Raw genomic sequence first — 12,387 nt, 5'->3', positions numbered from 1 at the left:
AGATAGACAAACGGGAGGGAGACGAGTCTTGCCAATGTCCCAGCGTTTCTCTCGTCCATCGGGCCCCGGCATCGCGTACGTGTGGGGAATCGGTCACGCGATGACAAAAGAACAGGGGCGGAGGGACTCGAACCCGCAACCGCTGGTTTTGGAAACCAGTGCTCTACCGATTGAGCTACACCCCTCTGGCGGACTGCCTGGCGAGCCGGCAACGCCTCCCACGATGGCGAGACGAGATGGCTTTCGCGGCGAACAAGGCGGTCGGCAGTGTCGCGCTCCGGGCGAGGCGGCCTGCTCCTTGGTTCGCCACGAATCGCCCTTAGGGATCGCTGAACATCGCACAACCTCGCCGCCCCGACCTCAAGGGCGAAGCGACGAGGAATTCGCGAATCGCAGCTCGGATTCCTCCGGCGATACGCCGAAAGTCACCCGGCTACTTACTCGATGACCTTGGTGACGACGCCCGCGCCGATCGTCCGGCCACCTTCGCGGATCGCGAAACGGAGGTTCTCCTCCATGGCGATCGGCTTTTGCAGCTCGACTTCCATTTCGACGTTGTCGCCGGGCATGCACATTTCCGCGCCACCCTTGAGCTTGGTGGTTCCGGTGACGTCGGTCGTCCGGAAGTAGAATTGCGGGCGATAGCCGGCGAAGAACGGCGTGTGACGACCGCCTTCTTCCTTCGACAGGACGTAGACGTTGGCGTCGAACTTGGTGTGCGGGGTGATCGAACCCGGCTTGGCGAGGACGTGGCCCCGCTCCAGGTCGTTCTTTTCAACACCACGAAGCAGAACGCCGACGTTGTCGCCCGCGATCCCGCTGTCGAGTTCCTTGTTGAACATTTCAACGCCGGTGACAACCGTCTTGCGGGTGTCGGTCAAGCCGACGATTTCCGCTTCGTCGCCAACCTTGATCTCGCCACGCTCGATACGGCCGGTGCCGACAGTACCACGACCCTTGATCGAGAAGACGTCCTCGATGCTCATCAGGAAGGGCTTGTCGGTTTCGCGAACCGGATCGGGGATGTACGCGTCGAGAGCGTCGACGAGTTCGTCGACCGACTTGCCGGCCTCGTCGCTGGAAGGATCCTTCATGCAGGGAAGGGCGCTTCCACGAATGACGGGGATGTCGTCGCCGGGGAACTCGTACTTGGAGAGAAGTTCGCGAACTTCCATCTCGACGAGGTCGAGCAGTTCGTCGTCATCGACGAGGTCGACCTTGTTGAGGAAGACGCAGATCGCCGGCACGTTGACCTGGCGAGCCAGGAGGATGTGCTCGCGGGTCTGCGGCATCGGGCCGTCGGCGGCGTCGACGACGAGGATCGCACCGTCCATCTGGGCGGCACCGGTGATCATGTTCTTGATATAGTCGGCGTGGCCCGGGCAGTCGATGTGGGCGTAGTGACGCTTTTCCGACTCGTACTCGACGTGAGCCACGGAGATCGTGACGATCTTGGAATCGTCACGCACGGTACCGCCCTTGGCGATTTCCGCGTAGGTCTTCACCTTGCTCCCTGGGAATTTGTGTGCCTGCCGCGTCAGAAGGGCGGCCGTTAGCGTCGTTTTGCCGTGGTCAATGTGACCGATAGTGCCAACATTGACATGCGGCTTCGTACGCTCGAACTTCTCCTTGGCCATCGTTGCTCCTACACCACTGCGGGTTTGCCTATAACTGTTTCACCTAAGAAAGACTGGGACACAACCTTCCAGTCTTTACCGGCGAAGAGCTGCTGAAGGGATTTGAACCCTTGACCTCATCCTTACCAAGGATGCGCTCTACCACTGAGCTACAGCAGCCCGAAGATCAGCTAGCCCAGTGCCCGGCCAGCCCCCATCTCGCATCCGGGACGGACCATTTCTATGCTGTCGGCCGGTCATCGTCCAGCAGCATAAGCCCGTCTCGGACACCAAGAAACAAAACGCGACGGGGCTGGCCACCCGGTGGCCCAGGTCGCCGCCTCGTCGGTGTGAACTCGAGAGCGGGTGAAGGGAATCGAACCCTCACAACCAGCTTGGAAGGCTGGGGCTCTACCATTGAGCTACACCCGCACCGATCGACAACTCGCTCACGAGTCGCCTGCTTCGTCGCTCATCGGCAATCTCGCGATTGACGATGGAGCGAGGAGCCATCTGATTCGTCGCTCACCGGCAATCTCGCGATTGACGGTTCGACGACGAGTGGAGGGAACAGGATTCGAACCTGTGTAGGCATAAGCCGGCAGATTTACAGTCTGCTCCCATTGGCCGCTCGGGCACCCCTCCGTAGGTCGCTCTCCCTCGGTCTCGTCTCGCAGCCCGTCGACCTATTCGACGCCGGCTGTGAACGACCCTTTTGACCAGCCTCGGCTACAAAGAAACTCGACGAATTGACAGATTCGCCTCCGTTTCCTCTCTTTGGTCCTGGCCAACATGGCTCGTGCTCGCCTTGGCCCGCTTACATCAACGGACTGCTAGCCCAGGAAGCTGTCACTCCAGATTGGCCTGGAATGGCATTTCCCTGCTTGGGGAAGAGGGACAAGGACGGAATTCGTCGGGCTCCAGCCTGTCGGTGGGTGCCTCGGGTTGTCCGCCCAGCGACGCTTGTCGCGAGCTTTCGCTCAGTGGCTCGTCGTGTTTCGCGTCACCGCCAGAGCTAGCGGTCAGACTCGAACTGACGACCTGCGGTTTACAAAACCGCTGCTCTACCAACTGAGCTACGCTAGCCTCGAATCCACATCACGCTCGCTCAACAGCATACCATCGGGCGAGCCAATTTCGAAGAGCCACTCTAGCAGTGACTTTAGGGCGATCAAGGCCAAATTCCCCAAAGGGCGTATTGTAGGAGCCGCACCCCGATGCGTCCATCGACCCGTTGCCGAGATTTACGACACGTTTTCCCACGACGACGTTCGGGCCGAATGGGGGAGTCGGATTTGGTCGTTGCGGGGCTGCGGGAGCCCCGCCGTCAGGTCCGTCGGATCGCGCCGATTCCGCATCAGGCTCCGCGGACGAACTTCTCGTCCGGAAGATCGTGAGGGCTCGGGCCGAGTTCGCTCGGGAGGCCGGCCGATCGAGCGGTGCGCAGGGGGCTCTTGCCCACTCCTGCAGCAACCTGGATAGGATTGGTACTTCCAATTCCATAAGAACACTAAACGTGGGGCAAACGGCTTGACAGGGTTGCGATTGGCCCACTAAGGTGATTAGTGAACGTTCCGGGGAACCATCGTTTCCCAATCCCCAACCTGAACCGGGTGACTCGGTGGGTCTCTACGCTCTCATTTCCGATATTCACAGCAACTACGAGGCCCTCACGGCGGTGCTTGAGGACATCGAGCAGCACGACGTCGATCAGGTCTACTGCCTTGGCGATGTCGTCGGCTACGGGCCGAATCCGTGCGAGTGCATCGATGTCGCGATGCAGTGCGATGTCTGCATTCTCGGCAACCACGACCAGGGAGCTCTCTTCGACCCGGAAGGTTTCAATTCCGGCGCCGAACGAGCCATCTTCTGGACGCGAGCCCAGCTCGAGAACGCCACCGACGCCCAAGCCGAGGAACGCTGGGACTTTCTCGGCGAGCGCCCTCGCTCCCACCGTCACGGCGACTTCCTCTTCGTGCACGGGTCGGCACGCAACCCGCTCAACGAGTACGTCTTCCCCGAGGACATCTACAATCCGCGGAAGATGGAGCGGATTTTCCAGCTCATCGACAAGTACGCTTTCCAGGGACACACGCATGTGCCGGGTGTCTTCACGGAAGATTTGAGCTTCTTCTCGCCGGCCGATCTCAACTACTCGTACAAGCTCGACGGCAGCAAGGCGATGGTCAACATCGGCTCGGTCGGGCAACCCCGCGATGGAGATCCGCGAGCGTGCTACGTCCTGCTCGACATCGACGAGGGGACGTTGAACTTTCGGCGGATTCAGTACGACATGGACACGACGATCGAGAAGATCTACGCGATTCCGGATCTTGACAAATTCCTGGGCGATCGCCTTCGCGTCGGACGCTGACGTTCTCTTTTCCTACCTGACTTGATTCTCGTGACAGGAACGCCGCGCGGCTGGACCTCGGCCATTGTGCCGTCGTCACCGGTACAGATTTCGATGGTTGGAGGGCGAGGCGTTCCCAGCATGCCCACGACGAGGCGTGGGCAGGCCCCTGGCCAGCCGAAGCCAGAGCCGACTTTTGAGACGGAGCCTCGTGCTCTGTTCCGACTTGTAGTTGGTGTTGGCGCAACCCTAACCCGTTGGCACTGGAGGACAAGCAGCCAGTGGCGCCCCAAAACTTAGATGGACCAGCGCACTAGCGGCTGAAGGGCATCTCGGCGCCCCGCGGGTCCGTCTTGGCGGCGGTCGCTTCGACCTTGCGGCGGATGATCCGCCACTTGTCGCCTGTCGGCATCCGGCCACGGAAGTCGTCCGGGCTGATGTCGATGTTGATCCAGATCCGCGTTCCGGTCTCCTTCGGGTCGGGATCGGCGAAATCGAAGGTCACTTCGCTCTGATTCGGCTCGGTGAAGAAGAGCTTCTCGGGAAGGAACGTCTCGCGATTGAGCCAGAGCTCGACCGTCGTGAAGTTCTGCATGTCCTCTTGGAGTTTCGGCGTGATCTTCAGGTGAACGAGCTTCTCGTCCTCGGCGATGATGTCGATCCGGTAGCGAGCTTTCGCCTTCCCAGGATCGGCGCCAAGCAAGAACGGCAGCGGGCCGTCCTGAAGATCGGCGTCCTTGCGCATCTCCTCGGGGAGTTCGAAAATCGTCAGTTGTTCGATCGCGGCTTTGTACTCCCAGATCTCGCCGTCGCCGGTGAGGACATACGATTCGGGGTTGTCGCCGCCGATGTCGAGTCGGGCCATTTTGGGCGCCAGGTAGCGGGCGCTGCCCTTGGCGACTTCCTTGGCCCGCCAGACCGGATCGAAGGTCGTTCGCGTAAACTCGACGTAGAGCGACTCGATCTTCGAAGTACGCTCGGACCACTGGCGAAGGAGCGTGTCGACCCGATCGTCCAGGATCCCGATCGGCGGTTGGGCAAGGGCGACGCCAAGGCTGGCGAGGGTCCCAATGAGTAGGGGAATGATGATTTTCAGGGTCGGCTTCACCTCTGTCTCCTCACGGATGCTGCGACGTCCGGGGTGATGGGCCCCCAACGTCGCGTGCTTATAACAGCGGCTCTTCAACGGGGGAAGGCCGGCTTTGCGAATTCGGGCCCACCGCTGCGCGACTTCGAGGCAATCAGCGACGTTCCTCTCCAAAGTGACCGATTTCTGCCGCCATCCTGAGCCGAATTCGTACGATTTTCGTCTGATTTGGAACGATTCCGCGCAAAAAAGGAGCCGACGATGTCACGTGATGACGGTCGTGCCAATGATGTCCATCGTCCCGTGACGATTCAGCGTCGATTCACCCGCACTGCCCCAGGCAGCGTCCTGATCGAAATGGGAGGAACCCGCGTCCTCTGCACCGCCAGTGTCGAGCAGGAGGTCCCCGCTTGGCTCGAGGGCAAGGGGAAGGGATGGCTCACCGCCGAGTACTCGATGATGCCCTCGTCGACCCGTCCCCGCAAACGGCGCGATCGTGGCCCCAAGACCGATGGGCGGACCGTCGAAATCCAACGGCTCATCGGCCGGAGTCTGCGCAGCGTCGTTGCGATGGACCAGTTCGCCGATCACACCTTCTGGATCGACTGCGATGTCCTCGATGCCGACGGGGGGACCCGAACCGCGAGCATCACCGGGGCCTACGTCGCGTTGGTCGACGCAATCCGGGAGTCCCCATTGGCCGGGCGCGAGCAAACAATCCTAACCGGGAGCGTCGCGGCAATCAGCGTCGGCATCGTCGGGGGAACGCCCGTCTTGGATCTCGACTACAGCGAGGACTCGACCGCCGACGTCGACATGAACCTCGTCATGACGGGGTCCGGCCAGTTCATTGAAGTCCAGGGGACCGGCGAGCAGCAGACCTTCTCCTGGGAGCAACTTCAGCAGTTGATCGAACTTGGGCGAAAAGGGATTGCCAGCCTGACGGAATTGCAGCAAGTCGCGCTCTCGGCCGAATGAACCATGACGCTGGCTGGCGGCTAGCTTGCGTTGACGGAACCAGTTGTTTTTATTACCGTTACAACCACATGGGACTGTCACACTCCGCGAACGGGTGGCCCGGTTGAGCCGAGTTGGGCAAGTCGGGGTATCGGGAAGCCGGAAATGACGCTCCGGCTTGAGCGAGCAAGGGCGAGAGTGACAGTCGAGCAGTAAGCCGGCTTGCGGAAAGGAACTCCATGGGCGGGAGTATCGGGGAAGGGACCACCAACGAACTGCGCACGGGTCGCGATCGCGACTATCCCAGTATTCGTCAGTTCTCTATTTTCTCTCCGAACAAGGTCGGGGCTCTTCAGAACCTGGTGCGGCTCATTGAGACGCATCGGCTCCGCGTTTGTGCTCTCTCCGTCTCCGATTCGGCCGAGTGTGCGATCATCCGTCTCGTGGTGACCCATCCGGAACGGGCATTCGAACTCCTCGAGCAGGATGGCTATGCCTTCACGGAGGTCGACCTACTCGTGGTCGAGCTTCCCAATCGCCCGCAGCCGACGTTGGCGATTTGCTCGACTCTTCTTCAAGCCGAGATCAACATCCAGTACTGTTTCCCGATGACGGTCCGCCCCTATGGCCGGCCGGCGCTCGCCTTCAAGGTCGACGACCACGAGCAAGCCTCGAACGTCCTCGATTCCAACGGCTTTATCGTTCTCACCGAGAACGACCTCGAAGCGTAGAGCCTCATATGCTCCCCCTTGTCCAAGGAATACTCTTACCGCTTCCCCTTGTCCAAGGGGGAGAAGGAGGGGGGCTCTTCTCAAGGGGTAGCACCGGTTGCTTCGCTACCGGTGCGGCGAAGCCGTCGGAATTCTCGGTCCGAGGTTCGATCGCTGGTGAAACGGAGATTATTGGCAACGATGGCCGTTCGTGGCGGTCATCGCTCCCTGACCGCCATTCCCACGAGGCCTCTAGCCGACTGCGTCGGCCCCGGTAGCGAAGCAACCGGGGGTACCCCTGCTTGATTGCTCCCCCATATCGACGGGCATTCCGACCGCTGCCCCATATCGATGGGCGTTCCGACCGCTCCCCCTGGTCCAAGGAATACTCTTACCGCTCCCCCTTGTCCAAGGGGGAGAAGGAGGGGGGCTCATCTCAAGGGGTAGCACCGGTTGCTGTGCTACCGGTGCGGCGAAGCCGCCGGAAGTCTCGGTCCGAGGTTCGATCGCTGGTGAAACGGAGATTATTGGCAACGATTGTCGTTCGTGGCGGTCATCGCTCCCTGACCGCCATTCCCACGAGGCCTCTAGCCGACTGCGTCGGCCCCGGTAGCGAAGCAACCGGGGGTACCCAGGAAATCAGTAGCGAAGCAACCGAGGGTACGCCTGCCTGATTGCTCCCCCTTGTCCAAGGAATACTTTCACCGCTCCCCGTGGTCCAAGGGGGAGAAGGAGGGGGTCTCTTCTCAAGGGGTAGCACCGGTTGCTTCGCTACCGGTGCGGCGAAGCCGTCGGAATTCTCGGTCCGAGGTTCGATCGCTGGTGAAACGGAGATTATTGGCAACGATTGTCGTTCGTGGCGGTCATCGCTCGTTGACCGACGTCCCCATGAGACTTCGAGCCGACTGCGTCGGCCCCGGTAGCGGAGCAACCGGGGGTACCCAGGAAATCAGTAGCGAAGCAACCGGGGGTACGCCTGCCTGATTGCTCGCCCTTGTCCAAGGAATACTCTCGCCGCTTCCCCTTGTCCAAGGGGGAGAAGGAGGGGGGCTCTTCTCAAGGGGTAGCACCGGTTGCTTCGCTACCGGTGCGGCGAAGCCGTCGGAATTCTCGGTCCGAGGTTCGATCGCTGGTGAAACGGAGTTTATTGGCAACGACTGTCGTTCGTGGCGGTCATCGCTCGTTGACCGACGTCCCCATGAGACTTCGAGCCGACTGCGTCGGCCCCGGTAGCACAGCAACCGGGGGTACCCAAGAACAATCAGTAGCGGAGCAACCGGGGGTACCCAGGAAAAATCAGTAGCGGAGCAACCGGGGGTACCCAGGAAAAATCAGTAGCGGAGCAACCGGGGGTACGCCTGCCTGATTGCTCGCCCTTGTCCAAGGAATACTCTCGCCGCTTCCCCTTGTCCAAGGGGGAGAAGGAGGGGGGCTCTTCTCAAGGGGTAGCACCGGTTGCTTCGCTACCGGTGCGGCGAAGCCGTCGGAATTCTCGGTCCGAGGTTCGATCGCTGGTGAAACGGAGTTTATTGGCAACGATTGTCGTTCGTGGCGATCATCGCTCGTTGACCGACGTTCCCGCGAGACTTCGAGCCGACTGCGTCGGCCCCGGTAGCGGAGCAACCGGGGGTACCCAAGAAAAATCAGTAGCGGAGCAACCGGGGGTACCCAAGAAAGTTCAGTAGCGGAGCAACCGGGGGTACCCAGGAAAGCTAGTAGCGAAGCAACCGGGGGTGCGCCAAGACCGACGCTGCCTTGATCCCCCCTTGGCCAAAGGAGGCCAAAGAGAGGCCACCCTTGTGGTGGCTACTGGCTTGCCGATGATGAGGAACCGGTGCTCGACAACACCGGGTCGTTGATCTCCTTCATCTTCGTTCGGATCTTCTGGTCGAGCTTGTCGATGACGCCTTTCACCTTCTCATCGGAGCTGTCGATGAGGTTGTGGGCCTCGGCGGCGTCGCTCTTGAGGTCATAGAGTTCGTCCCGCCCGGCGTTGTTGAAGTCGCGAATGAGCTTCCACTCCGGCGTCCGATAGGCCCGCATGTCGGTGCGCGTCTGGTGGCTGGTGCTGTACTCGGCATAGAAGTCGTTGTCCCAAGGGATCACTTCTCCCTCCAGTAGCGGCAGGAAGTTGTGCCCGCGAGCGCCGGCCTCCTTGGGGACCGGAACGCCCGCCATCGCGAGGATCGTCGGATACCAGTCGAGGTTCGAGATCGTCTCGGTGATGACGGTGCCCGGCTTGATCTTGGCCGGCCAACGCACCGCTGCGGGAACGCGGAGCGAGTTGTCGTACATGTTCGGCCGCTGGCCCTTGGGAACGTTCGTCGTTCCGGCGGGCGGATCGGTCAAGATCCAATGGCCGTTGCCTTTCATCCACATGCCGTTGTGGCCCATGTTGTAGCCATGGTCGCTGGTGAAGATGACGACCGTGTTGTCGCTCAGCTCAAGTTCGTCGAGTGTCCGCAGGAGCCGGCCGAGATTGCGATCGACGCCGCGAACGCTGGCGAGATATTCCCGCGTCGCGTTCTTCACTTTGGGCACGTCCAACTTGGGATAGTCCGGGTTTGGGATTTTGGGGTCCATGTTCTCGAAGGGGGCCCAGTCCTCGTCGGCGACCGGCAGCCATTTCCGATGGGGAGCGCGGTAGTGAACCGAGAGGAGGAACGGGCGCTTCTGATTCTCCTTGAGAAACTCAATCGCGTGATCGGTCAGGATGTCCGTGGTTAGTCCCTCGAACTTCTGGACGACTCCATCCTTCTCCAAGGGAGGGTCTTTCGGCCTAGTCCCCCCCGCCCGGAAACCGAAGAAGTGCTCGAAGCCCATTCGCGTCGGATGAAACTTGTCGAGCAGGCCGAGATGCCACTTGCCGATCAAGGCGTTGGTGTAGCCATGCTCGGCGAGGACTTCGGGCCAACAGATCGTTTCGGGGTCGAGTCCCTTCTTGGCATCCTTGGTCGGATGGAGCCACTCGGTGATGCCGAGTTCAGTTCCGTAGCGTCCGGTCATCAGGGCCGCTCGCGACGGGCTGCAAACGGGGGTGACGACGAAGGCGTTGGTCAGGTGGGCTCCCTCGGAGAAGAGCCGATCGAGGTTGGGGGTCTTGGCTTGGTCGTAGCCCGAGGCGCCGAGGGCCCACGGGGCCTGATCGTCGGTGAGGACGAAGACGATGTTGGGTTGCTCGGCGGCGATCGTGACCGAGGCCAACCAGAGCGCGAGCATACTCGCCATGGGAGCAATCTCCTGAAACAGAGAGTTCGCGGCCACCGGCAAGAAGGAGGCGGCCATTGGGTGAAACGTGAGCGAGTGTACCAAAGTCGCCGGAGGTGATCAGCAAAAGGAGGGGAGAGGAGATGATCGTGGGAGCAACGCGTTGCTCCCCCTTGTCCAAGGGGCAAGTCAGATTGCTCCCCCTTGTCCAAGGGGCAAGTCAAATTGCTCCCCCTTGTCCAAGGGGGAGTTAGTGGGGGTCTCTTCTTCTTTCTCCTCTTGGGTAGCACCGGTTGCTGTGCTACTGGTGCGGCGCAGGTCATGGGCAGTGGAGGAATGCCGACAACGTGTGTTTGTCGCCAGATGGAGGTTTTACCCGAAACCTCTTACGTGCTTCGCACGCCCAGGTTGAATCAACCAGAGGGCCCCCAAAGCTGGGGCTCGTCGCCCCTGCCTACCCTTCCATCCCTACTGGCCCGCTGATGACGACGAACTCGCGCTGCGCAACACCGGGTCGTTGAGTTCTTTCATCTTCGCGCGGATCTTCTGGTCGAGCTTGTCGATGACGCCTTTGACCTTCTCGTCCGAACTGTTGATGAGGTTGTGAGCCTCGTCGGCGTCGTTCTTGAGGTGGTAGAGCTCATCCCGTCCGGCGTTCTTGAAGTCACGCACCAGCTTCCATTCCGGGGTACGGTACATCCGCATGTCGGTTTTCGATTGATGCTTGGTGCTGTACTCGGCATAGAAGTTGTTGTCCCACGGGATGCTCTTGCCTTCCAATAGTGGCAGGAAGTTGTGCCCGCGAACGCCGGCCTCCTTGGGAACGGGAACTCCCGCCATCGCGAGAATGGTCGGATACCAATCGAGGTTGGAGATCGTTTCGGTCACGACGGTGCCCGGCTTGATCTTGCCAGGCCAACGGACCGCGGCCGGAACGCGGATCGAATGGTCGTACATGTTGGGGCGTTGGCCGGCGGGGACGTTGGGCGTCGGCTTGGGATTCTTCGTCAGCACCCAGTGGCCGTTGCCCTTATGCCAGATTCCGTTGTGGCCCATGTTGTAGCCATGATCGCTGGTGAAGATCACGACGGTGTTATCCTCGAGATCGAGTTCGTCGAGCGTCGTGAGCAGGCGTCCGAGATTGCGATCGACGCCGCGAACACTCGCGAGATACTCGCGGGTCATCTTCTTCACACGCGGCGTGTTGAGATTCGGGTAGTCGGGGTTAGGGATCTTCGGGTCCATCTTCTCGTAGGGGGCCCAGTCCTCGTCGGCGACCGGCAGCCACCGGGCGTGCGGGGCGCGGTAGTGGACTGAGACTAGGAACGGACGCTTTTTGTTCTCCTTGAGAAACTCGATGGCGTGATCGGTCAGGATGTCGGTCGTCAGTCCCTCGAACTTCTCGACGATCCCCTCCTTCTCAAGCTTTGGGTTGCTCGGCGAGTTGCCGCCGCCGCGGAACCCGAAGAAGTGGTGGAAGCCCATCTCGGTGGGATGGAACTTTTCGAGCATCCCCAGATGCCACTTGCCGATCAGGGCGTTGGTGTAGCCGTGCTTGGCGAGCACTTCGGGCCAGGCGATCGTCTTGGGATCGAGGCCTGCGTTGGGTTCCTTGCTGGAATGGAGCCAGTCGGTGATGCCGAGTTCGGTCCCGTAGCGTCCCGTCATGAGCGCCGCCCGTGACGGGCTACAGACAGGGGTAACAACAAACGCGTTGGTCAGGTGAGCGCCTTGCGAGAAGAGGCGGTCCATGTTGGGCGTCTTGGCTTGGTCGTAGCCCGAGGCGCCGAGAGCCCAGGGGGCTTGATCGTCGGTGAGCACGAAGAGGATGTTGGGTGGCTCGGCGGCAACGGTCATGGTCGCCAAGCAAAGAGCGAGCAGGCTCGCCATGAGGAGTGTCTCCTGGGAATGAGCTTTGGTGCGCAAGGTTGATGCTTGCGGCGTTTTGTCGAGGCCCGAGGAGAGTGTACCAAGTTCGCGGGTGGCGATCAGCAAAAGGAGGGGCCCTTCGCTGACTTCTCTTGGGTAGCACCGGTTGCTGTGCTACCGGTGCGGCGAAGCCGCTGGAGGTCTCGGTCCGAGGTTCGATCGCTGGTGAAACGGAGTTTGTTGGCAACGATTGTCGTTCGTGGCGGTCATCGCTCCCTGACCGCCATTCCCACGAGACTTCTAGCCGACTGCGTCGTTCGATCGCTGGTGAAACGGAGATTATTGGCAACGCGATGGCCGTTCGTGGCGGTCATCGCTCGTTGACCGACGTTCCCGCGAGGCCTCTAGCCGACTGCGTCGGCCCCGGTAGCGAAGCAACCGGGGGTACCCCTGCTTGATTGCGCCCCCTTGTCGAAGGCGAGAATGAATCGAGCCGACTGCGTCGGCCCCGGTAGCGAAGCAACCGGGGGTACCCAGGAAATCAGTAGCGAAGCAACCGGGGCTACCCCTGCTTGATTGCTCCCCCAT

General features: G+C 61.0%; 7 protein-coding genes and 5 tRNA genes. 3 read left to right on the top strand and 9 right to left on the bottom strand.

Features of this window, described 5'->3' with window-relative positions:
- Positions 1 to 112: 112 nt before the first annotated feature.
- The 6 genes from Pan216_RS23445 to Pan216_RS23420 form a co-directional block, all read right to left on the bottom strand.
- A tRNA-Trp gene (locus Pan216_RS23445) sits at positions 113 to 185 on the bottom strand.
- 252 nt (positions 186 to 437) lie between these two features.
- The gene (gene tuf / locus Pan216_RS23440; protein ID WP_145261940.1) at positions 438 to 1,637 is read right to left on the bottom strand and encodes an elongation factor Tu; all 1,200 of its coding nucleotides are present in this window, start codon (positions 1,635 to 1,637) and stop codon (positions 438 to 440) included.
- Positions 1,638 to 1,724: 87 nt separating this feature from the next.
- Positions 1,725 to 1,796 (bottom strand) — tRNA-Thr (locus tag Pan216_RS23435).
- A gap of 181 nt (positions 1,797 to 1,977) precedes the next feature.
- Positions 1,978 to 2,048: transfer RNA gene (locus Pan216_RS23430), tRNA-Gly, on the bottom strand.
- Between the two features lie 130 nt (positions 2,049 to 2,178).
- A tRNA-Tyr gene (locus Pan216_RS23425) sits at positions 2,179 to 2,261 on the bottom strand.
- A gap of 368 nt (positions 2,262 to 2,629) precedes the next feature.
- A tRNA-Thr gene (locus tag Pan216_RS23420) sits at positions 2,630 to 2,702 on the bottom strand.
- A 535-nt stretch (positions 2,703 to 3,237) separates the two neighbouring features.
- Between Pan216_RS23420 and Pan216_RS23415 the strand changes: the two genes are divergently transcribed.
- The gene (locus tag Pan216_RS23415) at positions 3,238 to 3,990 is read left to right on the top strand and encodes a metallophosphoesterase family protein (protein WP_145261938.1); all 753 of its coding nucleotides are present in this window, start codon (positions 3,238 to 3,240) and stop codon (positions 3,988 to 3,990) included.
- 292 nt (positions 3,991 to 4,282) lie between these two features.
- Here Pan216_RS23415 and Pan216_RS23410 read toward each other — a convergent pair whose 3' ends face one another.
- Complete coding sequence (locus tag Pan216_RS23410; RefSeq protein ID WP_419192899.1) at positions 4,283 to 5,077, bottom strand: LolA family protein; 795 nt, start codon at positions 5,075 to 5,077, stop codon at positions 4,283 to 4,285.
- A 240-nt stretch (positions 5,078 to 5,317) separates the two neighbouring features.
- On the opposite strand from Pan216_RS23410, the gene rph reads away from it, so the two are divergent.
- Together rph and Pan216_RS23400 are read left to right on the top strand one after the other, a co-directional pair.
- Entirely contained in the window at positions 5,318 to 6,034 is a 717-nt protein-coding gene (gene rph, locus Pan216_RS23405) for a ribonuclease PH (protein WP_145261934.1), read from the top strand.
- A gap of 218 nt (positions 6,035 to 6,252) precedes the next feature.
- Positions 6,253 to 6,744: an acetolactate synthase gene (locus Pan216_RS23400; protein ID WP_145261932.1), complete on the top strand. Its 492-nt coding sequence runs from the start codon at positions 6,253 to 6,255 to the stop codon at positions 6,742 to 6,744.
- 1,785 nt (positions 6,745 to 8,529) lie between these two features.
- On the opposite strand, the gene Pan216_RS23395 is transcribed toward Pan216_RS23400, so the two are convergent.
- Both Pan216_RS23395 and Pan216_RS23390 read right to left on the bottom strand, forming a co-directional pair.
- Positions 8,530 to 9,951, bottom strand: coding sequence for a sulfatase family protein (locus Pan216_RS23395; RefSeq protein WP_419192898.1), 1,422 nt, complete (start codon positions 9,949 to 9,951; stop codon positions 8,530 to 8,532).
- A 447-nt stretch (positions 9,952 to 10,398) separates the two neighbouring features.
- A complete protein-coding gene (locus Pan216_RS23390) occupies positions 10,399 to 11,820 on the bottom strand; it encodes a sulfatase family protein (protein WP_145261928.1) in 1,422 nt (473 codons plus the stop codon).
- Between the last annotated feature and the right edge of the window lie 567 nt (positions 11,821 to 12,387).

It is taken from the genome of Kolteria novifilia (assembly GCA_007748055.1).
GTDB classification, from domain to species: domain Bacteria; phylum Planctomycetota; class Planctomycetia; order Kolteriales; family Kolteriaceae; genus Kolteria; species Kolteria novifilia.
Note: the sequence above shows the minus strand (reverse complement) of the source record. Positions and strands in the feature narration are given on the sequence as shown.